Origin of the sequence: Thalassobacillus devorans (genome assembly GCF_900176565.1) — a bacterium.
In the GTDB taxonomy this organism is placed as follows: domain Bacteria; phylum Bacillota; class Bacilli; order Bacillales; family Halobacillaceae; genus Thalassobacillus; species Thalassobacillus devorans_A.
The window spans coordinates 1,217,487-1,240,120 of record NZ_FXEH01000005.1 but is presented as its reverse complement, the minus strand read 5'-3'; the positions used below and the strand labels follow the sequence as shown (position 1 = coordinate 1,240,120).

At 45.2% G+C, this 22,634-nt stretch carries 20 protein-coding genes, 2 tRNA genes and 1 other annotated feature; of the genes, 10 read left to right on the top strand and 12 right to left on the bottom strand.

Features of this window, described 5'->3' with window-relative positions; genetic code table 11:
* Positions 1 to 8: 8 nt before the first annotated feature.
* Positions 9 to 215: a DUF1657 domain-containing protein gene (locus tag B9Y67_RS10620; RefSeq protein WP_085506654.1), complete on the bottom strand. Its 207-nt coding sequence runs from the start codon at positions 213 to 215 to the stop codon at positions 9 to 11.
* Between the two features lie 183 nt (positions 216 to 398).
* Here B9Y67_RS10620 and B9Y67_RS10615 point away from each other — a divergent pair, with 183 nt between their 5' ends.
* Complete coding sequence (locus B9Y67_RS10615) at positions 399 to 659, top strand: 2Fe-2S iron-sulfur cluster-binding protein (RefSeq protein ID WP_085506653.1); 261 nt, start codon at positions 399 to 401, stop codon at positions 657 to 659.
* 114 nt (positions 660 to 773) lie between these two features.
* Here B9Y67_RS10615 and B9Y67_RS10610 read toward each other — a convergent pair whose 3' ends face one another.
* Positions 774 to 1,355 carry a cell wall hydrolase gene (locus B9Y67_RS10610; protein ID WP_176223957.1) on the bottom strand — a complete coding sequence of 194 codons (582 nt, stop codon included), beginning with the start codon at positions 1,353 to 1,355 and terminating at the stop codon, positions 774 to 776.
* A gap of 153 nt (positions 1,356 to 1,508) precedes the next feature.
* Between B9Y67_RS10610 and B9Y67_RS10605 the strand changes: the two genes are divergently transcribed.
* The 4 genes from B9Y67_RS10605 to B9Y67_RS10590 are packed head-to-tail and all read left to right on the top strand — an operon-like array spanning position 1,509 to position 7,091.
* Positions 1,509 to 2,705 (top strand): LL-diaminopimelate aminotransferase, encoded by a 1,197-nt coding sequence (locus tag B9Y67_RS10605; protein ID WP_441007555.1) that lies wholly within the window; start codon positions 1,509 to 1,511, stop codon positions 2,703 to 2,705.
* A 3-nt stretch (positions 2,706 to 2,708) separates the two neighbouring features.
* A complete protein-coding gene (locus B9Y67_RS10600) occupies positions 2,709 to 4,373 on the top strand; it encodes a thiamine pyrophosphate-dependent enzyme (protein ID WP_085506651.1) in 1,665 nt (554 codons plus the stop codon).
* A 33-nt stretch (positions 4,374 to 4,406) separates the two neighbouring features.
* Positions 4,407 to 5,903 (top strand): aldehyde dehydrogenase family protein, encoded by a 1,497-nt coding sequence (locus B9Y67_RS10595; RefSeq protein ID WP_085506650.1) that lies wholly within the window; start codon positions 4,407 to 4,409, stop codon positions 5,901 to 5,903.
* Positions 5,904 to 5,936: 33 nt separating this feature from the next.
* Positions 5,937 to 7,091, top strand: a complete 1,155-nt coding sequence (locus B9Y67_RS10590) for a saccharopine dehydrogenase family protein (protein ID WP_085506649.1) — start codon at positions 5,937 to 5,939, stop codon at positions 7,089 to 7,091.
* Positions 7,092 to 7,288: 197 nt separating this feature from the next.
* Here the strand turns inward: B9Y67_RS10590 and B9Y67_RS10585 are convergent, their stop codons facing one another.
* The 3 genes from B9Y67_RS10585 to B9Y67_RS10575 are packed head-to-tail and all read right to left on the bottom strand — an operon-like array spanning position 7,289 to position 11,132.
* On the bottom strand, positions 7,289 to 8,743 hold the full coding sequence (locus B9Y67_RS10585) for an NAD-dependent succinate-semialdehyde dehydrogenase (RefSeq protein WP_085506648.1): 1,455 nt from the start codon (positions 8,741 to 8,743) through the stop codon (positions 7,289 to 7,291).
* Between the two features lie 13 nt (positions 8,744 to 8,756).
* Positions 8,757 to 9,959: an acyl-CoA dehydrogenase family protein gene (locus B9Y67_RS10580; RefSeq protein WP_085506647.1), complete on the bottom strand. Its 1,203-nt coding sequence runs from the start codon at positions 9,957 to 9,959 to the stop codon at positions 8,757 to 8,759.
* Between the two features lie 24 nt (positions 9,960 to 9,983).
* Entirely contained in the window at positions 9,984 to 11,132 is a 1,149-nt protein-coding gene (locus B9Y67_RS10575) for a CaiB/BaiF CoA transferase family protein (protein WP_085506646.1), read from the bottom strand.
* Between the two features lie 241 nt (positions 11,133 to 11,373).
* Between B9Y67_RS10575 and B9Y67_RS10570 the strand changes: the two genes are divergently transcribed.
* The 3 genes from B9Y67_RS10570 to B9Y67_RS10565 all read left to right on the top strand — a co-directional run bounded on the left by B9Y67_RS10570 (position 11,374) and on the right by B9Y67_RS10565 (position 14,526).
* On the top strand, positions 11,374 to 12,342 hold the full coding sequence (locus B9Y67_RS10570; RefSeq protein WP_139823772.1) for a bile acid:sodium symporter family protein: 969 nt from the start codon (positions 11,374 to 11,376) through the stop codon (positions 12,340 to 12,342).
* Positions 12,343 to 12,401: 59 nt separating this feature from the next.
* Entirely contained in the window at positions 12,402 to 12,548 is a 147-nt protein-coding gene (locus B9Y67_RS20685) for a hypothetical protein (RefSeq protein WP_176223956.1), read from the top strand.
* 310 nt (positions 12,549 to 12,858) lie between these two features.
* Positions 12,859 to 14,526: an IS1182 family transposase gene (locus tag B9Y67_RS10565; protein WP_254901763.1), complete on the top strand. Its 1,668-nt coding sequence runs from the start codon at positions 12,859 to 12,861 to the stop codon at positions 14,524 to 14,526.
* 37 nt (positions 14,527 to 14,563) lie between these two features.
* Here the strand turns inward: B9Y67_RS10565 and B9Y67_RS10560 are convergent.
* A tRNA-Arg gene (locus B9Y67_RS10560) sits at positions 14,564 to 14,636 on the bottom strand.
* 176 nt (positions 14,637 to 14,812) lie between these two features.
* On the opposite strand from B9Y67_RS10560, the gene B9Y67_RS10555 reads away from it, so the two are divergent.
* Together B9Y67_RS10555 and B9Y67_RS10550 are read left to right on the top strand one after the other, a co-directional pair.
* Entirely contained in the window at positions 14,813 to 15,454 is a 642-nt protein-coding gene (locus B9Y67_RS10555) for a deoxynucleoside kinase (protein ID WP_085506645.1), read from the top strand.
* Positions 15,451 to 16,137, top strand: a complete 687-nt coding sequence (locus tag B9Y67_RS10550) for a deoxynucleoside kinase (RefSeq protein WP_085506644.1) — start codon at positions 15,451 to 15,453, stop codon at positions 16,135 to 16,137. The genes B9Y67_RS10555 and B9Y67_RS10550 overlap by 4 nt, the downstream gene beginning before the upstream one ends.
* A gap of 113 nt (positions 16,138 to 16,250) precedes the next feature.
* Here the strand turns inward: B9Y67_RS10550 and B9Y67_RS10545 are convergent.
* From B9Y67_RS10545 to guaB, 6 genes are all read right to left on the bottom strand, one after another.
* Positions 16,251 to 16,343: transfer RNA gene (locus B9Y67_RS10545), tRNA-Ser, on the bottom strand.
* Positions 16,344 to 16,519: 176 nt separating this feature from the next.
* Positions 16,520 to 17,794 carry a serine--tRNA ligase gene (gene serS, locus B9Y67_RS10540; protein ID WP_085506643.1) on the bottom strand — a complete coding sequence of 425 codons (1,275 nt, stop codon included), beginning with the start codon at positions 17,792 to 17,794 and terminating at the stop codon, positions 16,520 to 16,522.
* A gap of 56 nt (positions 17,795 to 17,850) precedes the next feature.
* Positions 17,851 to 18,069, bottom strand: a binding site (T-box leader).
* 38 nt (positions 18,070 to 18,107) lie between these two features.
* Complete coding sequence (pdxT, locus tag B9Y67_RS10535; protein ID WP_085506642.1) at positions 18,108 to 18,698, bottom strand: pyridoxal 5'-phosphate synthase glutaminase subunit PdxT; 591 nt, start codon at positions 18,696 to 18,698, stop codon at positions 18,108 to 18,110.
* A 16-nt stretch (positions 18,699 to 18,714) separates the two neighbouring features.
* Positions 18,715 to 19,599 (bottom strand): pyridoxal 5'-phosphate synthase lyase subunit PdxS, encoded by an 885-nt coding sequence (gene pdxS, locus B9Y67_RS10530; protein WP_062443660.1) that lies wholly within the window; start codon positions 19,597 to 19,599, stop codon positions 18,715 to 18,717.
* A 113-nt stretch (positions 19,600 to 19,712) separates the two neighbouring features.
* Positions 19,713 to 21,044 (bottom strand): serine hydrolase, encoded by a 1,332-nt coding sequence (locus B9Y67_RS10525; protein ID WP_254901774.1) that lies wholly within the window; start codon positions 21,042 to 21,044, stop codon positions 19,713 to 19,715.
* A 106-nt stretch (positions 21,045 to 21,150) separates the two neighbouring features.
* Positions 21,151 to 22,620: an IMP dehydrogenase gene (gene guaB, locus B9Y67_RS10520; RefSeq protein ID WP_085506641.1), complete on the bottom strand. Its 1,470-nt coding sequence runs from the start codon at positions 22,618 to 22,620 to the stop codon at positions 21,151 to 21,153.
* Between the last annotated feature and the right edge of the window lie 14 nt (positions 22,621 to 22,634).

Sequence of the window (22,634 nt, the reverse complement as noted above, 5' to 3'; positions counted from 1 at the left end):
GTCCTTGCCTATTGCTGTTTATATTGAGGTTCTTCTTGCTCGATTTCAGTAACACGTGGCTCGACACTGTCGATAATTGCCTGTGTCTGCTGGGCAGCCTGCTGATACAGTTGCTTGGCTTGTTGATTTTCTGTGCCAAGGGCAAAGGTTTCAAAGTTTGCCTGTGCGCTCTTTAATCCGGCGACTGTTTGTTTCACATCGCTAATGACAGTCATATTCATCTCTCCTTACTTTTTTTTACAACCGTTATTTTTTGCACCATTCTTGAAATTATGTTTACCTATTTTTGCTTTATTATGAAGGAGAAAAAAAGGCTGCTTGTAGGAAACAGGAGGAAACCATACAATAGGCTATAGAGAACTTTATAATAAACACTACTTAAAGGGGAGTTTTTCATCATGAATACGATTCGGGTAAAACAAAATGGAGAAACTTATGATATTGAACCGGTAAAAGGGAAATCACTGCTTGCTACAGCATTTGAACAGGAAGTGCCGTTGGATTACAAATGCCAGAAAGGCAACTGCACGCGCTGTAAAGTGGAGCTTGTAACTGGAACAGAATCCGTAAATAAACCGACGCCCAAAGAATATCAGCAGATCGAATCAGAGTTAGAAAACGGTTATCGTCTTGCCTGTCAAACCGTACCCGTTAAATAATTTCTGTGATAAGTAGACCGAAATTCAATATTTTTTATATGAAAATAGAATTATGAAGTAAAAAAAGCTGAGGCACAGGTTCAAATTCCTGTGTCTCAGCTTTTTTAATATTATTTATCTGGCAAATACATGGTTGCCGATTACATTTGTTACTTCTCTTTGGTTCAAGTATTCATTGTTCGCCTTATCCGGGTTGAAGAAATACAGGGAACCATAGCCTAGGCCATGATGCGCAATCGCTTCATTGACCGCTTTTTTGGACTCTTCACTCGCCGGCTGGTTGATAGTTCCATTCAGCACAGGCGAGAACTGATAACCGTCGTAAATGACATCGTTGATACTGTCAGGGAAGAGACTGCTGTCCACTCGGTTCAACACAACAGCAGCTACAGCCACTTTCCCGTCATAAGATTCACCTTTCGCTTCTGCCTCTACCAGTCTTGCAAGTACATCTTTCTCCGCTTCTGAAACAGTTACAGGGATCGTCAACTGTTCCCCAGGGTTGATATTGTTATCGGTTTTACCATTCGCTTGTTTGATATCAACAACAGATGCTCCGTACTTTGTTCCAATTTTATACAAAGAGTCCCCTTCTTTGACTGTATATCCTTGTCCACTTGCAGCATTTGCTGGAATCGTCGCTGCTAAGGCCATGATGGCTGTAAGGGATGTCACAATTATTTTTTTGATAGTCATGGTTAAAAAAACCTCCTTCGATTTCTATCCATTACAATCTAACACGCCCTCCACCTTCCTTCATTATAAAAATATTGCCACTTTTTCCATTCATACACTATCTGGCAGTTTCAAACATAAACCGGACATCTCCCCTCATATAATGAACTATATTTGATTGTCAAAGGGGAGGATGATTTGCCGCCAATTTCTAATCGTGTCACCAGTTTACCCCCATATTTATTCTCGATCTTTCAGCAGAAGAAAAAAGCATTAGAAAGCCAGGGAGTTGATGTAATTGACTTAGGCATTGGAGCGCCAGATTTGCCTACGCCTGCGTTCATTATTGACCAGCTGGCTAAAGAAGCCCAGAAACCCGCCAACCATGTCTACTCCTCCTACAACGGCTGCCAGGAATTCCGTCAGGCGGTCGCCGGCTTTTATAAAAGAACCTATCAGGTAGAACTGGATCCTGATACAGAAATCCTTGCGCTCATCGGTTCAAAAGAAGGACTTGCCCACATGGCCACTGCCGTCCTGAACCCAGGTGAAACCGCTTTGGTTCCTGATCCTGGTTATCCGGTTTATCGTTCTGCTGTCCATTTAGCCGGTGGGACAACCACTTATCTGCCGCTGGATGCAGATAACCACTACCGGCCAATGTTTGATCACGTGTCAAAAGCCGATTGGAAGAACGCTTCGCTGATGTTTTTGAACTACCCGGGCAATCCGACAGCCGCTACCGTCGATCGTTCCGTCTTTGACGAGGCGGTGGTCTTTGCTAAACAGCATGATGTTGCTCTTCTTCATGACGCCGCCTACAGTGCACTAACCTATAACGGCTATCAGGCACCAAGTGTACTGGAGAGTAACGGTGCGAAAGACATTGCAGTGGAATTTGGTTCCTTATCGAAAAGTTTCAACATGACTGGCTGGCGGATCGGCTATGTCGCAGGCAACAGAGAGTTGATCAAAGCCCTGTCGATCGTAAAAAGCAACACAGATACATCCCAGTTTCTCCCGATTCAAAAGGCGGGGGCGGCTGCTTTAATGAGCGACTTTTCTGCGGTAAAAGAAAACGTTGCTGTTTATGAAAAACGGATGGCCATCATGCTGGATGCGTTACAGGAGCTTGGTATCAAGGTGACTAAGCCACGAGGAACCTTCTTCATCTGGGCGCCGGTACCAAAAGGATTTACCTCTTCTTCTTTTGCCGAGCGCATGCTGGAAGAAGCAGGAGTGATTATAACTCCTGGAATTGCTTTTGGCCCGTCCGGTGATAAGTACTTCCGAATTTCCCTATCGGTCGGTGAAGAACGACTACGGGAAGCAGCTGAGCGGATAAAAGCATTGAATAGCAAGGAGCGTTGATGTATGAAACCACCAAACCAAGCCTCCAGAATGAGTGGCGCCAAAGGGGTTGTCACGTGTTTAAAAAATGAAGGCATCGAAAAAGTTTTCTGTGTTCCCGGAGAAAGCTATTTACCTGTGTTAGATGAACTCTACGGGGAACCGGGCATCCAATTGATTTCTGCCCGTCATGAGGGAGGAGCCTCCTTCATGGCAGAAGGATATGCCAAAGCATCCGGCAAACCTGGGGTCGTGATGGCGACTCGAGGCGTCGGGGCTGCCAATTTGTCGATAGGTGTCCATACCGCCTACCAGGATTCGACCCCGATGGTGGTGTTTTTAGGACAAGTAGACAGCCATTTTTTAGGCCGGGAAGGGTTTCAGGAAGTGGATTTAGTCCAGTTTTTCCAGCCTATTTCTAAATGGGCTGTGGAAATCACCCATGCCGGGCGAATTCCTGAGCTGGTACAGCGAGCTTTTCGGATTGCCCAGACTGGTCGCCCTGGTCCTGTCATCGTTTCACTTCCGGAAGATGTTCTTCGTTTTAAAGAAAACATGACATTCGCTGCTCCGGTTAGCAAACCGAGACCTTCCCCTTCTTTAGAAGAGATTGAAATAGTGAACAGCTACCTGCAACAAGCGAAAAAACCAGTGATCATTGCCGGCGGAGGTATAAAACATGCGGATGCAGAAGACAAGCTGCTCGCTTTTGCGGAAGCAAACAGCCTGCCGGTTTTGTCTGCGTTCCGGAGACAGGATGTTTTTCCAAACGACCATCCTTTATACGTGGGACATCTTGGGCTGGGAACCAATCCAGGAGTACTGGATACCGTACGGCAGGCAGACGTACTGTTGGCGCTAGGTACACGTCTTTCTGAAGTGACGACACAGGATTATTCGGTTATCTCACCGGAACAAACGTTGATTCATATCGATATCACGCCATCGGTGCTGGGAAAATCCTTCGCTCCTGACCTGGGGATTGTAGCTGATATGAAATCAGCACTGCAGCTTATGAATGCTGCAACGAAAATCGCTTCTCCAATTTGGAAACCGTGGGTGCAGGAAAGAAGAAGTTGTTACGAAGCCGCCTCCTGCCTAGCACCAGATGATAGCGAAACAATCACCAATAACCAGGTGATTACTTGTCTGCAGGAAATGCTGCCGGGAGATGCGATTATTACCAATGATGCTGGCAATTTTGCCGGCTGGCTCCATAGCTTTTACCAGTTCAAACAGAAAAAGACCTATGTAGGCCCGACATCGGGTGCAATGGGATACGGGATGCCGGCAGCGTTAGGTGCCAAACTCGCCTCCCCGGATAAAACAGTCGTTTCCTTATCAGGGGATGGCGGCTTCATGATGACGATGCAGGAAATAGAAACAGCGGTCCGTTACCAGATTCCTGTAATCAGTATCGTTTTTAACAACCAGATGTACGGAACCATCCGCATGCATCAGGAGATTCACTTTCCTCATCGCGTATCGGGGACCGATTTAGGTACCGTTCATTTTTCCAAAATAGCCAAAAGTGTGGAAGCCGACGGTTTTTTCGTGAATAGTCTGGAGGATTTTAAATATGTCTTAAGTAAGGCGGTTAATAATGATCGGCCGACTGTCATTGAAGTGCCGATGGATCAGAATCAAATTTCAGCGAAGCGGACAATCGAAGATTTAAGAAAAAAGTAAACGTCATATTTATTTTTATTGGGAGGGTTTCTTATGGTCAATATCGAGAAGAAACTGGTCAATTACATTGATGGACAATGGGTGCTGCCGGATCGTAACAACTATACAGCTGTTGTAAATCCGGCAACTGGACAGACAATCACAAAAGTACCTTTATCAACGGAAAATGATGTACAAGCCGCTGTCAAATCTGCTAAAAAGGCGCAGAAAGAATGGGCACTTGTTCCGGCTCCACAGCGGGCAGAATTGCTATACCGGGTCGGCAGCATGATGAAAGAAAGAAAAGAACACCTGTCCAGACTGTTGACGATGGAAAACGGAAAAGTACTGGAAGAAGCACGAGGAGAAGTCCAGGAAGGCATCGATATGGCTTTTTATATGGCTGGCGAAGGTCGCCGACTGTTTGGACAAACTACCCCATCAGAATTGAAGAATAAATTTGCTATGAGTGTCCGTGCTCCCGTGGGAGTTGTCGGTATCATTACGCCGTGGAATTTCCCGATTGCTATTGCAACCTGGAAGTCCTTCCCGGCTATCGTTGCTGGCAATGCCGTCATCTGGAAGCCGGCAACCGAGACACCGATTATGGCCTATGAGCTGGCGAAAATTTTTGAAGAAGCCGGATTGCCAAATGGCGTATTGAATGTCGTGTTCGGCTCTGGCAGTGATGTCGGGGAAGCGATGGTAGCTGATGACACCATCCGGGTCATTTCTTTTACCGGTTCGAACGAGACTGGGAAGAATATCGCGAGTAAGTGTGGGATGAAGCTAAAAAAAGTATCCCTGGAAATGGGCGGTAAGAATGCCGTCATTGTCATGGATGATGCCGATCTATCATTAGCTGTCGAAGGAATTCTCTGGAGCGCGTTCGGAACAAGCGGCCAGCGTTGTACCGCCTGCAGCCGGGTCATCGTCCACAAAGATGTGAAGGAAGAATTAACGGAGCGTCTGATGACAGAAATGGAGAAGCTGACGGTTGGTAACGGACTCGATGAGACGGTGAAGGTCGGCCCAATCATTAATGCTGGCGCGCTAGAAAAAATCGACCGCTACGTACAAATCGGAAGACAAGAAGGCGCTGTACTTCTAGCTGGAGGCTATACGCTTCATGAGGATAAAGAAGATGCTGGTTATTACTACGCCCCTACGCTATTTACCGATGTGGATCGCACGATGCGGATTGCGAAGGAAGAAATTTTCGGCCCTGTCGTTTCTTTAATTGAAGTAGAAAGTCTCGAAGAAGCGGTCGAGATCAATAATGAAGTAAGCTACGGGTTATCGAGCTCCATCTTCACCCAAAATGTGAACAAGGTATTCGCTGCCCAGCGCGATCTGGATACAGGAATCGTTTATGTCAATGCCGGAACGATCGGCGCTGAAATCCATCTGCCATTCGGGGGTACAAAAGGGACAGGAAACGGACACCGTGATTCTGGACTCGCTGCATTAGACGTATTTACCGAATGGAAGAGCGTCTATGTCGATTTCAGCGGTAAATTGCAACGGGCACAAATCGACACCGAACAATAGAGTATTTTTCAAGTAAGTGAAGGAGGTTTTTATATGAAGGTAGCCGTATTAGGTTCCGGGCTTATGGGAAAGGAAGCCGCCCGCGACTTGGTGCAAAGTCCGAGCGTGAAACATGTCGCACTGGCGGATGTTGATTATCAGAAAGCGAAAGACGTGTGCCGGCAGCTGAACAGTCCCATCCTTGGTGCTGCTCAGCTCGATGCCACCAATGAAACGGAATTAGGGGACTTTATCAAAAATTATGACGTAGTGATCAACGCGCTGTTTTACTCATTCAATGAAATTGTCGCCAAAAAAGCAATCGAAGCCGGTGTCCATTCTGTCGATTTAGGAGGCCATATCGGCCATATGACGGACAAAGTCTTAAAGCTCAAGGAAGAAGCAAAGGCCGCCGGTGTCACATTAATCCCGGACTTAGGGGTTGCTCCTGGTATGATAAATATTTTGTCGGGATATGGCGTCAGCAAGCTTGATCAAGCGAAATCTATTAAACTATATGTTGGCGGCATCCCTGTCCAGCCGGAACCTCCTTTTGAATATAATCATGTCTTTTCCATGGAAGGTGTTTTCGATCACTATACCGATCCCGCTCTGATTATTCGAAATGGAATGAAACAGGAGATCCCTTCTTTATCAGAAATTGAACGCATAAACTTTGAAAAGTTCGGTCCATTAGAAGCTTTCCATACTGCCGGGGGTACATCCACCTTATCCTACTCCTACCCTTACTTAGATACGCTAGAATATAAGACGATCCGCTACCCTGGCCACGCTGAAAAATTCAAGCTCCTTGTCGATTTGAACCTGACAAGAAATGATTATTTTGTTGAAGTTAAAGGAGCAAAAGTAAGCCCTCGGGAAGTATTCCTGAAAGTGTTGGATCCGATAGTTGATTTAAAGGAGAAGGATGATGCTGTCCTTCTAAGGGTGTTAGTATCGGGAGAAAAAGACGGGCATGCCACTACTTACACTTACGAAATGGCTACCTTTAAAGATCGGAAAAATAACGTAACAGCAATGGCGAGAGCTACGGCCAATACTATATCTGTAGTCGCTCAAATGCTCGGAAATGGCACGATTGAGAAGCGTGGTGTCTATCCTCCGGAACAAATCGTCCCGGGAAATAATTATATTGAAGAGATGGCAAAGCGTGGTGTGAACATTAAAGAAACAAAACAATGGAAGTAAATATAGAAAGAACACATAGATAAAACAGCCCGAATACCAAATATCGGTATTCGGGCTGTTTTTTTACGACACCTGTAGCTTAAACTTCTAAACGACGAACTTATGTGAGACAAATTTCTAGGAAATGAGACATTTTAGCTGATTTAAGAGAATAAAAAAAACCTGAGAAGTCGAAATGAACTTCCCAGAGGGTGCCTCTAGTTCTTAATTCCCATCGATATATATTTTAATTCCACATATTCATGGATGCCATGGTGTCCGCCTTCTTTTCCGAAACCCGATTGCTTGATGCCGCCGAATGGTGCTTCTGCTACAGCAGGAAAGACATCATTGATGCCGATGATACCGTAGTCCAGCTTTTCTGCGACCCGGACGGATCGGTCAAGATTCTTCGTGAAAAAGTATGCGGCCAATCCATATTCGCTGTCGTTGGCTGCGTTGATTGCATCTTCTTCACTTGTGAAGGACTGGAGCGGAAGAATGGGACCGAACGTCTCCTCGTTCATGACCAGCATGTCGTTTTTGACGCCAGATAGGACGGTCGGCAAGTAATAATGTCCTTTGCCTGTGCCTTCCCATAGATTACCGCCACATGCGATTTCAGCGCCTTTTGCGAGGGCATCCATCACCTGCTCATGCACTTTATCGGTTGCCCCTTCGTTAATCAATGGACCCATGTCCACCTCCTCTGCAAGTCCATCACCGAGGCGCATTGCTTCTACTTTTTCTACTAATACTTGTTTGAACTCATTCCAAATGTCAGCTTCCACATACACGCGGTTTGCACAGATACATGTCTGACCGCTGTTACGGAACTTACTTGCCAATGTCATTTCCGCCGCCTGATCCAAATCGGCATCGGCAAAAACGATAATAGGGGCATGCCCCCCAAGTTCAAGGGAAAGTTTTTTTACTTGATCGGCACTTTCTCGCATTAAATGCTTGCCTACTTCCGTTGAACCAGTGAAAGTAATCAGCCGGACATCTTCATGATGGAGTAACGCATTTCCTATTTTGGCAGAATTGCCAGTTACGAGGTTCACCACCCCGTCTGGCACCCCTGCTTTTTCAAGGATTTTTACAATTTCAATTGCTGTTAATGGTGTTTCAGAAGCTGGTTTCAAAACGACAGCACAGCCTGCCGCTAACGCAGGAGCGACTTTCCTGGTAATCATCGAAGCCGGGAAATTCCAAGGGGTGATTGCTCCCACTACCCCGACAGGCTGTGGAATGACAGAAAGCCGTTTTGATTCAATCGATGACGGGATCCATTCCCCGTACAGGCGATTCGCTTCTTCGGCATACCATAATAAGAAACTGGCTGCCGATTTGATTTCTCCTTTTGCTTCGCGCAGTGGCTTCCCCTGCTCCATTGTAAGAATCGCTGCTAAACGGTCTTCCTCTTCTTTCATAAGCTGATTCGCTTTATAAAGGATAGAGGAACGCTTCCTTGGTGACAAAGATGCCCATTGTTTTTGTGCTTTACTGGCAGCTTCAATGGCATTTGTTGTATCGATATCATCACCATAAGACACATGGGTAAGGATATCCCACGTCGCTGGATTACGTACCGGTGTTTTTTTTCGTGAAGATGCACTGTTCCACCTGCCGTTAATATAAATACTTGGCACATAAGCTTCAAAAGTGATCAATCAGAACTCCCCCCTATTGCTCATCTGGTTCATATGGCCAGGCTGGCAGCATATGATCCAACGGCTTATCTTTCCGGTAACCAAGAACATATTGCGCTTGCATGATCGTATGGATTTCCCGTGTTCCTTCATAGATGACAGGCGCTTTCGAATTGCGTAAATGTCGTTCAACAGGATATTCATTAGAATACCCATAAGCACCGTGTACCTGAACCGCATCATCAGCTGCTTTATTAGCAAAGTCGCAAGCCTGCCATTTTGCTAACGAAGTTTCCCTCGTGTTTCGTTTTCCTTTGTTTTTCAACTCTCCGGCACGATAAACGAGTAACCGGCTCATCTGGAGTCCCGCCTCCATATTGGCAATCATTTGCTGTACTAATTGATGTTTTCCTATTTCATGACCAAATGTTTTGCGTTCATGACAGTAATCGATACTCGCTTCCAGGCAGACCATTATCAGACCGCATGCTCCTGCTGCGACCGTAAAACGGCCATTATCAAGAGCGGACATGGCTATTTTGAAACCGTCTCCTTCTTTTCCGAGTAGATTTTCTGCCGGTACTTTTACGTCTTCAAAAAATAATTCACCGGTATTACCCGCGCGGATTCCAAGCTTTCCTTTGGTAGCTTTTGAGGAAAAACCAGCTGTGCTGCGTTCCACAATAAAGGCTGATATCCCATGGTGTTTTTTACTTTTATCGGTATAAGCAAAAACGATAAAATGATCAGCTGTATCGCATAGCGATATCCATGTTTTCTGCCCATTTAATACATAATGATCGCCCTTATTGGCAGCTGTTGTCTGTATCGCCGCTACATCCGACCCTGCCCCTGGTTCTGTCAGGCCAAACGCTCCTATCTTCTCACCTTTAGCCTGAGGAATCAGATACCTTTGTTTTTGTCCTTCATTTCCCCATTGCAGCAAAGTAAGACTGTTCAACCCGATATGGACCGATACGGCCGTACGGAAGGCTGTATCTCCCCTTTCCAGTTCTTCACAAACAATAGCGAGGGAATTATAATCCATTCCACTACCGCCATATACTTCCGGAATGCAGACACCCATCAGTCCTAAGTCCGCCAATTTGGTTAGAACAGCAGGATCAAAACTGCCTTGTTCATCCCACGTGCGCATATTCGGAACGATTTCCTTATCCACGAACTGACGTGTCATCTTACGTAATAATTGCTGTTCTTCGGTAAAGTCAAAATTCATACATGTATCCTCCATTCACTATTTTTACTCCTTTTTCTCCTCGTTAAAAAATTCCTGTTGATGCTCCCCGGCTTCCGGTGGATGATACCGGTAGGAAACCGGGGTTCTCGACAACTTCAACGGGCTCCCTACCATCTTAATTTCGCCAGCTCTAGGATGAGCCATAGAGAAAAACATTTCTCTTGCCGCCAGCTGAGGATCCTTCGTTAATACCTTCAAATCCTGGATCGGACCGCATGGTATTTTCGCTTTATCTAAATGGACTTTCCAATAGGTTGCCGGCTGTTTCTGGAATACTGTTTGTAAAATAGCTGTCAGCTCTTTTCTGTTTTCCACGCGGGCCGGGTTAGTAGAAAAACGATGGTCCTCTGCCACTTCAGCCATTCCTAATAGCTTGCATAAACGCTGGAACTGACGATCATTTCCCACCGCTACTATCATTTCTCCATCTGCCGCCGGAAAGGTCTGATATGGGACAATATTGGCATGATGGTTCCCTAGTCGCTTGGGCACTTTCCCTGACATGAGGAAATTGCTGGCGATATTGACGAGGGAGCTAACCGCTGTATCATAGAGAGCGAGATCGACTTTTTGACCATTTCCGGAAGCTATTCTTTCCAGTAATGCAGCCTGGATGCCGATACAAGCGTACAGTCCTGTCAGCACATCAGTAATGGCTATACCGACTTTCTGTGGGCCGGATTGCTCATCGCCCGTGATACTCATCAACCCACTCATGGCCTGAATAATAAAATCATATCCAGGTAAATCTTTATAAGGGCCTGTCTCTCCAAATCCAGTAATGCTGCAATAAACAAGCCCGGGATTCATCCGTTTCAAATCGTCATAACCCAGTCCCATTCGTTCCATCGTCCCCGCTTTGAAATTATGGATGACCACATCAAAATCACGGACTAAGTCCATGATTTTCTTTTTTCCTTTTTCACTTTTCAAATCAGCTGTAATGCTTTTCTTATTTCGATTGGCACATAAATAATAGGCACTGACACCCTTCTGAAAAGGCGGTCCCCATTTCCTTGTTTCATCACTGCCGCCGGGAGCTTCGACTTTTACAACCTCTGCCCCCAAGTCTCCAAGTATCATTGTGCAATATGGACCTGCAAGAACCCGTGATAGATCAAGCACTTTGATGTCAGATAATGCACCCTTCATAACGCTCCATCACCTCATTTCTTTCAAAGCTTTATCCTATGGCGTCTTGTTGTTTTATTTGCTTATTTCATAGTTATGATTTTATGTGAAAGAACATGTCCATAAAGCAGGAATTCCTTACTTCTATCGCTTTTATAAATAAAAGCATTAATGCTTTAAATAATTTATCAAAAAAAGGTTTAGATTTTTCAGATTATAATGTATAATCAATCATTAATTTATCAAAAGGAAGTGAGTTTCGTTGAAGATACTAGAGAAAATCAGCAGTTTCATGGGGAGTACATTCGCGGTGTGGGTCGTCCTGTTTGCCGTCGTTGCTTTCTTATATCCACCGGCATTTACCTGGATCGCTCCCTACATTACTCCATTATTAGGAATCATCATGTTCGGCATGGGGCTGACATTATCAGCAAAGGATTTCCAGGAAGTATTTCGTAGACCAAAAGACGTTGCTATCGGTGTTGGAGCGCAATTTCTGATTATGCCTGTATTGGCATTCATTCTTGCCGTATCGCTTCCTGTATCGCCTCAAGTGGCGGCAGGAGTTATACTGGTAGGATGTTGTCCAGGTGGAACGTCATCGAATGTCATGACATATTTATCAAAAGGCGATACGGCACTTTCTGTTGCGATAACTGCTGTGTCTACCTTGCTTGCACCGGTACTGACACCTTTATTAGTCTTACTGTTCGCAAGCAGATGGCTGCCTATTTCTCCAGGTGCGTTATTCTTATCGATCGTCAATATCGTCCTTATTCCAATATTGCTTGGTTTTATCGTAAAAGCGTTGCTTGGGAGTAAAGTAGAAGCAGGAGTAAAGGCTTTTCCATTAGTCTCGGTTATCGCCATTGTTGCGATTGTTACGGCTGTAGTAGGAGTGAATCAACAGCAGATCGCCACGACTGGAGCGATTATCTTCGCCATCGTAGTACTGCATAATGTACTTGGCTACTTGATCGGTCTAGGACTTGGTAGAATGATGGGGATGGATGCGTCCAAACAACGGGCGGTTTCTATTGAAGTCGGCATGCAAAACTCCGGACTTGGGGCCACACTTGCTGCCGCTCATTTTAGTCCATTGGCAGCCGTACCAAGTGCGATTTTCAGTGTGTGGCACAATATTTCCGGTCCGATTATTGCGACGATTTACCGCAAGCAGAAAGAGCGGGAGCCACAGGAAGTATCGAAGAAGAAATTCAGCGTGAGCTGATTACTTTCTATTGTATTGCATAACCTAAGTGCAACTTCATTAAGGAAAGAGGTTGTATGATGCTAGAAGAACAACTGCGTGGGATGGAAGAATATAATACAGCGACCCTGAATGACCAAATGCTTAAAGAAGTTAAGGACTTGGAAGAAAAGCTAAAAGCCTATTCCAGCGAACCGGTCATTCTGATCGCTTACACACACCGGTAAATGAAAAAAGGGGCTGTCCCATAAGTCTGTAACAGACTAATTGGGGCAGCTTTTTTCGTTTATTGTTGATATCGGAAAAGTGGGGCTGGGAAACGATTCCCTTTCCGCGGGGAAGACGACAAGTCTCCTCGGGCTACGCCCTGCGGGGCCTCGTCAGCCTTGCTTCTCCCGCAGGAGTCTCATCGTTCCCCTGCCTAAATTGCCCATCAACAATGCAAAAATCTTCTTTTTTACATACAAAAAAATCGCCTCATTCGTTATAATGTAAGCGATCAAACCAACAAAAAACGAAAAGCGAGGCGATTTTTTTATGAGTAACTCTTCAGCTACTTTCATTGATTATAACATGGGGCAATTGGTTCTACCAATGGACTTCAGTGATTTAATTCCTGAGGACCATGTGGTCCGGGTCATTCACGCCATGGTGGAACAGGTGAACGATGACATCTTCTTTTCCCAATATCAAGGCGGCGGCCGGAGCTCCTATCATCCCAAAATGATGACAAAAGTTATCTTATACGCCTACACGCAAAAAATCTACTCCTGCCGTGATATCGCCAAAGCTCTTCGGGAACATCTGCCGATGATGTGGCTGGCCGGCCAACAGACACCAGATTTCCGAACCATCAACCGATTCCGCTCCGAACGGATGAAAGCCATCATTGAACCTTTATTCACGGAGTTGATTAAACTTCTAATCGACCAAGAGTACGTATCCATGGACAACTACTTCCTTGATGGAACCAAAATTGAGGCGAATGCCAATAAATACACGTTTGTGTGGAAAAAATCCGCCCAACGTTACGAAGAAAAACTACAGGAAAAATTAAATCAAACGTTCGCGGATATTGAAGATGCCATTGAGATGGATGAAAAAATACTCAATGATGAGGGGTCTCCTGCCAAGCGAGTAACTTCGGAGCAACTCGAAAAAGTTGTCGAGCAGGTAGAAGCTCAGGTAGAACAGGCAGAAAAAGCCGTCGAAGAAGAAAATGATAAGGAAAAGAAGAAAGAAAAAAAGGAAGTATTCCGTGCCAAACGACGTATCTATAAAACGTTGAGTCAGGACTACCTTCCTCGTTTGAAAAAGTATGAAACCCAGTTGGCCACCTTCGGTGATCGAAATAGTTTTTCCAAGACAGATACCGATGCCACCTTTATGCGAATGAAAGAAGATCATATGAAGAACGGGCAACTGAAACCTGGTTATAATGTGCAGGCAGGAACAGAAAACCAATTCATTATTGGCTACTCGATCCATCAGCGTCCTACGGACACCCGTTGTTTTGAACCGCATATTCAAAAGCTGCAGGCTACAGAGCTTCCTTTCCCCAATACAATTGTCGCTGATGGAGGTTATGGTGGAGAAACCAATTACAAATACGCAAAGAAGGAAGGGTTTGATACACTCATTCCCTATAACACGATGCGAAAAGAGCAGTCTCGTTCGTTCAAGAAAGACCCAAGCCAGGTTATGAACTGGGAGTACAAGGAAGAAGGGGATTATTACATTTGTCCGAATGGACGAAAGGTCCCTTTTCAATTCCATTCTCACCGTACCGATCGGTACGGATACACGCGAGCCTTCAAGGTCTATGAATGCGAAGCGTGTACCGGGTGCCCTATAAAAGAAAAATGCACGAAAGCAAAAGGAAACCGGCGTGTTTACTATAACCCGGCATATGAACAACTGAAGAGGGAAGCAAGGGAAAGCCTTTGGTGTGACGAAGGAGCACAAATCTACGCCAGACGAAAAGTGGAGGTGGAAAGTGTGTTCGGTCATATCAAAGGCAATCGGTCGTTCCGGAGATTTTTTCTCCGGGGTCTCGATAAAGTAAATATAGAGTTTGGGCTGGTCGCCATTGCCCACAACTTCCTGAAACAGGCGGAGTTGATCCGGCTGTTTCGGGGAGGAAATAAGCTCACAATGAAAAAACCACGAAGAAAAATCAATTTCTTCGTGGTTTTTTTCATTTAAAAGAGGACTTTTGGGACAGCCCCTTTTCTATGTTGTACGCCCCCGGCAGGATTCGAACCTGCGGCACACGGTTTAGGAAACCGATGCTCTATCCCCTGAGCTACGGGGGCACGAAGTTAGCAGGCACAAAGTATATTATACAAAAGATATTGTGATTTGAAAAGATTTCATGACCGCAAATTCTGTCATTACCTGTCCATTCCTGCCATTTCTGTGGTAAAATATAAGCTGTCTGTCTGAACGTATCGAATTATGTCTCTTGATTGTTGGGTAAGGAGGAGAAGAGATGGGACAACTGCCTTTTGTTGCTGTGGAAGGGCCGATCGGTGTCGGAAAAACCTCCCTGTCGAAAAAGATCGCCTCCCATTTTGATTTCCATCTATTGCAGGAAATCGTCGAGGAGAATCCTTTTCTGGGAAAGTTTTATGATGATATCGAAGAATGGAGCTTCCAGACGGAAATGTTCTTTCTATGCAACCGGTTCAAGCAACTGGAAGATATAGAAACGAAATACTTACGCCAGAACAAGCCTGTAGTGGCTGATTATCATATAACGAAGAATATGATTTTTGCACGTCGTACATTGCCGGAACAAAAATTTGAGAAATACACACAAATTTATGATATATTGACGAACGATATGCCGCGTCCAAACATGATGGTTTATCTTGATGCAAGTCTCGACACCCTACTGGAGCGTATTCGTATGCGCAATCGTGGTGTCGAAGCGAATATCCAGCCTTCCTATCTGGAGCAGCTTTCTCGTGATTATGAAGAGTTTATGAATCACTTTGAAATGACCCATCCAGAGATTCCAGTCATTCGAATTGATGGGGATAAGCTCGATTTCGTCAAACACCAGGATGATCTTCGCTATATTCTTGGTCAGGTTGAACACCATCTATACAAAGGAGAAGTTATCACATGAACGCTAGAGAACGCTACGGCATCCCGCACGATAGTGTCATAACGATTGCAGGCACGGTCGGTGTCGGTAAATCTACCATGACCAACGCACTGGCTGACGCTTTGAATTTTCGTACCTCATTAGAAAAAGTCGAAACCAACCCTTATTTGGATAAATTTTATTATGATTTCGAAAGGTGGAGCTTTCACCTGCAAATCTACTTCCTTGCTGAACGCTTCAAGGAACAGAAGAAAATCTTTGAATATGGCGGAGGATTCATCCAGGATCGCTCGATCTATGAAGATACAGGTATCTTTGCCCGTATGCATTATGAAAAAGGGACCATGTCTGAAACAGACTATGACACGTATACGAACCTTTTTGATGCCATGGTGATGACGCCATATTTCCCTCATCCTGACCTTTTGATTTATTTAGAAGGATCGTTTGAAGATATTTTAGAGCGTATTCAGAATCGTGGACGTCCGATGGAGCAGCAAACTCCGGTTTCTTACTGGGAGGAGATGTTCCAGCGTTATGAAAATTGGATTGATAACTTCAATTCCTGCCCGATTCTGCGTTTGAATATCGCTGACTACGATGTTATCAATGATGAAAACAGCATCGAGCCCGTCTTAGAAAAGATCGGCCACTTCATTAATCAGTCGCGGAAATGGCGCTCCAGCCGCTTACTGACTAAATAAAGAAAAGCCCCCGTGAGGGCTTTCTTTTTTTGTGGAAAAAAGAAAAAAGCCGCTACCCTAAGGCAGCGACTTTTCATATAATCTCCAAATTTTATGCGCTTTGTTTGTATATATGGCGGAGGAGGAGGGATTCGAACCCCCGCGGGGCGTAAACCCCCTGGCGGTTTTCAAGACCGCTCCCTTCAGCCGGACTTGGGTACTCCTCCGTCTTGTCCAACAAATAAAAATATATCATGCCCCTTGTCTTACTGTCAACGCAAAAACCAAAAGATTAAATTTTGTGATAATTAATTTGTAGAACATAAGCAGGCCTGGAAACAACTCGCTTTCAGCCGGTATAAAAAAAGAGCCTGAATTAGTTTCAGGCTCGTTCGTATAACTTTTATTTTATTACTTCTTTACCGCCCATATATGGACGCAGGACTTCTGGTACGATTACGGAGCCGTTTTCCTGCTGGTAATTTTCTAAAATAGCAGAGACGGTACGTCCAATTGCCAACCCAGAGCCATTTAAGGTATGGACGTATTCCGGCTTGCCTTTTTCTTCACGGCGGAACCGGATACCGGCACGACGAGCCTGGAAGTCTTCAAAGTTAGAGCAGGAGCTGATTTCACGGTACGTATTGTAGCTTGGCAGCCATACTTCGATATCATACTTCTTAGCTGCAGTGAAGCCAAGATCACCGGTACACATGCTCATAACACGATAAGGGAGTTTCAGCAACTGTAGTACTTTTTCTGCATTGGCTGTCAATTCTTCCAGTACGTCATAAGACTCTTCCGGTTTGCAGAACTGGACAAGCTCCACTTTATTAAACTGGTGCTGACGGATCAAGCCACGGGTGTCGCGTCCGGCAGAACCGGCTTCAGAACGGAAAGAGGCACTGAATGCCACGTATTTCTTTGGCAGGTCTGCAGCATCCAGAATTTCTTCCCGGTGATAGTTCGTAACAGGCACTTCTGCCGTCGGCACGAGGAAGTAATCCCAGTCAGCAATGCGGAACGCGTCTTCTTCGAATTTCGGCAGCTGACCGGTACCTGTCATCGCTGTACGGTTGACCATGTATGGGGGCAGCATCTCCTGATAGCCATGTTCGTCTGCATGCAGGTCCATCATGAAATTAAGCAGGGCTCGTTCAAGTCTGGCTCCAAGTCCTTTATAGAATACGAACCGGCTTCCTGTCACCTTGGAAGCACGTTCAAAGTCAAGGATATCAAGTTCTGTTGCCAGATCCCAGTGCGGCTTAGCTTCAAAACCGAAGTCTGGAAGGTCACCCCATTGACGTGCTTCCATATTGTCGTCTTCATCTTCCCCAACTGGTACACTTTCATGCGGGATATTAGGAATAGACAATAGCATTGTCTCCAACTGCTCTTCGACTTCTTTCAGTTCGTTGTCCAGTTCCTTGACACGTTCTCCTACCTCACGCATTTCCTTGATCATATGATCGGCATCTTTCTTTTCCCGCTTCAGTACAGATATTTCTTTTGATACTTCATTGCGCTTTGCTTTTAATTCTTCTGTTTCTGCAATCAATTCACGTCTGCGGCTGTCCAGATCACCGAATTTATCGAGATCGGACAAGTCTTCTCCGCGGTTCTGTAATTTGCTCTTTACTTCATCAAAATTGTTGCGTAAGTATTTCATGTCCAGCATGGTTGTTTCCTCCTTATGATTATTTTAGCTATTAAAAAAGCTCTCATCCCTATAAAAATAGGGACGAGAGCTTGTATTCCCGCGATACCACCCTGATTGGAGACAAACATGTCTCCCGGCTCATCTTCAATAACGGCGAATCACCGGATTTGCCTACTGATAGTTCAGCAAATCTGCTCATGGATGGATTCACAAGCCCTTTTCATCAGTTCTCACCGGCCACTGACTCTCTTTAGAAAAGGGAACCTGCTACTAGTTCCTGTCATCGCATTGGAAATAGAATTGTTGTTTATAAAGAATAGCGAATTTTCACTTAGGATGCAAGTGATTTTCTTGATTCTTCTACCATCTCGACAAAATGTGCCGTCAATCGATGGTCATCGGTCAATTCCGGATGGAAAGCGCAAGCCAGTAAATGACCTTGCTGTGCTAATACGATTTTATCCTGGTGGGTAGCCAGTACATCCACTTCCGGTCCCACTTCTAAAATATAAGGGGCACGAATAAATACAGCATTGTATCCTTCCGCTACTCCTTTGATATCCAAATCGGTTTCAAAGCTTTCACGCTGACGTCCAAACGCATTGCGCTCGACTTTGATATCCATCAGTCCTAAATGGACATTGTCTGTTCCTGCAATTTCAGAAGCAAGCAGAATCATGCCTGCACATGTGCCGAAAATAGGCTTTCCTTGTTTGCCGAATTCACGTAATGGCTCAAGGAAATTATATTTATCGATCAGACGGCGCATTGTTGTACTTTCACCGCCTGGGATAATTAAACCGTCTAAATCGTCCAGTTGTTCTACGCGCTTGACGATGATGCCTTCAGCACCAGAAGCTTCGACAGAGCGAATGTGTTCACGGAACGCTCCTTGAAGTCCCAATACACCGATTTTAGTCATGATGCATGTCTCCTTTTTATTCGCTGCGGTCAGCCATACGGTCTGCTGCAGTCAATGTGGACATTTCAATACCAGTCATTGCTGTACCAAGACCTTTGGAAAGTTCACCAATCAGCTTGTAATCATCATAATGAGTGGTAGCTTCAACAATCGCACGGGCAAATTTTTCCGGGTTATCAGACTTGAAGATACCAGATCCGACGAATACACCGTCTGCTCCCAATTGCATCATCAAGGCTGCGTCAGAAGGTGTCGCTACTCCACCGGCAGCAAAGTTTACGACTGGAAGACGTCCTTCTTCACGGATCTGCATAAGGGTTTCGAATGGCGCACCGTTTTCTTTTGCAAATACCATCACTTCATCTTCAGCTAATGATTGAAGGTGACGGATTTGAGATTGTACTTTACGAATATGATTGACAGCTTCTACGATATTCCCTGTACCTGGTTCACCTTTCGTACGAAGCATGGAAGCACCTTCTCCAATACGGCGGGTCGCTTCTCCAAGGTCACGGCATCCACATACGAAAGGAACCGTGAAATCTCTTTTGTTGATATGATAAATATCGTCTGCCGGAGTCAATACTTCACTTTCATCGATATAATCCACGCCCATTGCTTCTAGAACACGAGCTTCTACAATATGGCCGATACGTGCTTTTGCCATTACTGGAATGGATACAGCATTCAATACTTCTTCTGTAACAGTTGGATCAGCCATACGGGCAACTCCACCTGCTGCACGAATATCAGAAGGGACACGCTCCAGTGCCATTACGGCAACCGCACCTGCTTCTTCTGCGATTTTCGCCTGTTCTGCGTTGACGACATCCATGATGACGCCACCTTTTTGCATTTCTGCCATTCCACGTTTTACTAAATCAGTACCTACTTTAGACATACTCCATTTCCTCCCATTTCTTTATATAGTTAACTTCAAAAGAGTTCAAATTCACGCACTATTTAATTATTATAACGCACTCTATACTAAATTGCCTACCGGTTTTATCTGGATTAAAACCATCCTTTTACGGTATCGACAGCACTGGTGAAGATATCACTGAAAAAGTCTCCGATTGCTCCAAGCGTCAGCATGAACCAGTTTGCTTTCTCGACGGCCTCTGTGGCCACCAACGGGATGCTCTTATCATCCTGCTGGCCGTCCAGAATATTGCCATGGGAGTTCTCACCATTGTAGACAAGTTCCACTGTCCCAATTTGTTCTCCCTTTTCAATCGGCGCTGTGAGTTTGTCTTCATCATTCAATTTATTTTCGTTTACAATAAAGTTCAGTTCATACTTATCTTCTTCGCCGTTTTTAATCATAGCTTGCACGGCTTCCCCGGTTTCAATTCCTACCTGCTTTTCTTTTCCTTTTGCGACAGGAAGTTCGGATTCACCATCTTTTTGATGACCGGCTGGATACAACTCCTGCCTTTCGAACTGCTGGAAACCATACTCCATTAAACGACGGGTTTCTTCAAATCGGGCTTCTTCGCTATCGGTCTTCATCACTACAGAAATCAAACGGTTTTCATCCCGTTCTGCAGTCCCTGTAAAACAGTATCCTGCGAGGTCGGTATATCCTGTTTTCATCCCGTCCATGCCTTCATAACCGTATTGAGCCAGGTAACCAGGCATGTCCGGAAGCATCCAGTTCCAGTTACGAATGGTCTGATCATCGAATTCTGTTTCTGTAATACTGGAAATTTCCAAAGCTTCTGGATAGTCATTCACTAAATGATAAGCTAATAAAGCAGATGCCCGAGCAGAAAGTAAGTTGTCATCATCCGGTTGTGTCCCTTCCGGGTAGTTATCTCCTAAACTACTATTTGGCAGTCCGGTAGAATTGACAAACTGGTATTCTTTTAAACCCATTTCCTCTGCTTTTTCATTCATCATTTTGACGAATTCGCCTTCTGATCCTGCAATCAGTTCCGTGAGGGCAATGGTGGTAGCGTTATCTGAGTTGATTGCCATCGCTTCATATAATTCACGGACCGTATAATCTTTATTCTGCTTCAAACCGACCCCGGAAAAGGTATCGTCGGCAGATATGCTATATGGGTAATCACTGATCTGGGTAGTCGTATCCCAGCTTATCTCGCCATTCTCTATCGCTTCAAGCACCAGGTACTCTGTCATCATCTTTGTCATACTGGCAGGTGGCAAAGCCACATCTGATTGTTTATCAAACAGGACTTGTCCACTGTTTGCATCTACTAAAATAGCAGATTCTGCTTTAATATCAATCTGTGCGTATGTAGTATTCGGTTGGATGAACCCGACCAGGGTGATCATTACCGCCATCACTACCAGCCATGATGTTTTAAACGTTTGTTTCAACTTACTCGACCTCCACGGTATAAATTATGCATCTTTGTTATTTTATCACAGGCTTACACAAAAAAATAGACAGGGAATAGTCCCTGTCTACGAAATTATATCTAGGTTAAATGGAGTAGTTTGGAGATTCTTTTGTAATCTGTACGTCATGGGGATGACTCTCCCGAAGTCCTGCTCCAGTAATCCGGATGAACTTTCCTTCTTTACGAAGTGTCGGCAGGTCAGCTGTTCCACAATATCCCATACCTGAACGCATGCCGCCGACTAACTGGTGCAGCGTGTCTGCCAATGGGCCTTTATATGGAACGCGTCCCTCGATTCCTTCTGGTACAAGCTTTTTCTTTTCTTCGGAATCCTGGAAGTAACGGTCTTTCGACCCTGCTTCCATAGCACCGACACTCCCCATGCCACGATAGACTTTGAACTGGCGTCCCTGGAAAATTTCCGTTTCTCCAGGGCTTTCCGCTACCCCTGCAAACATGCTTCCGATCATTACTGCATGAGCACCAGCAGCTAAAGCTTTGACGATATCGCCGGAATACTTAATTCCTCCATCAGCGATTACGGATACTCCGTGTTTTTCCGCTTCTACGGCACAATCATACACAGCCGTAATCTGCGGAACTCCAACTCCTGCAACGACTCGTGTCGTACAAATCGAGCCAGGACCAATACCTACTTTGATTACATTTGCTCCTGCTTCCGCCAATTCCCTGGTTGCTTCTGGTGTAGCGACATTCCCAGCGATGATATTAACATCCGGGTATTTGGACCTGATCCGCTCTACTTGATCCAATACACCACGAGAATGACCATGCGCCGTATCTACTACGAGGGCATCCACGCCAGCGTCCACCAGCTTGTCCACGCGGGTCATCGCATCTGCCGTCACCCCAACTGCAGCAGCAACAAGCAGTCGTCCCTGCTCATCCTTAGCAGCATGCGGGAACTCGATGACTTTTTCGATATCTTTGATGGTAATCAAGCCTTTGAGGACATTATTGCTATCAACCAGGGGCAATTTTTCAATTTTGTATTGCTGCAAGATGCGTTCCGCTTCTTCCAAATTAGTCCCTACGGGTGCTGTCACGAGGTCATCGCGCGTCATCACTTCCGAAATAGCAATCGAATAATCGTCAATAAAGCGGAGATCACGATTGGTAATAATCCCCACCAGACGCTGGTTCTCTTCATTATCGACAATCGGTACACCGGAAATCCGGTATTTCCCCATCAAATGCTCCGCATCAAACACCTGGTGTCCCGGGGTTAAATAAAAAGGATCTGTAATAACGCCGCTTTCGGAGCGTTTTACACGATCGACACGCTCAGCCTGTGCCTCAATCGACATATTCTTATGAATGACTCCAAGTCCACCGTGACGGGCCATCGCTATTGCCATCTTTGCTTCGGTGACTGTATCCATTCCTGCACTTAAAACTGGCACATTCAACTTCAATGTTGGTGACAATTCTGTTGCAACCGATACGTCTCTTGGCAATACCTCTGATTTAGCTGGTACTAACAACACATCATCAAACGTCAAACCTTCTTTGGCAAACTTATCCTCACGCACGCTCGATCCTCTCC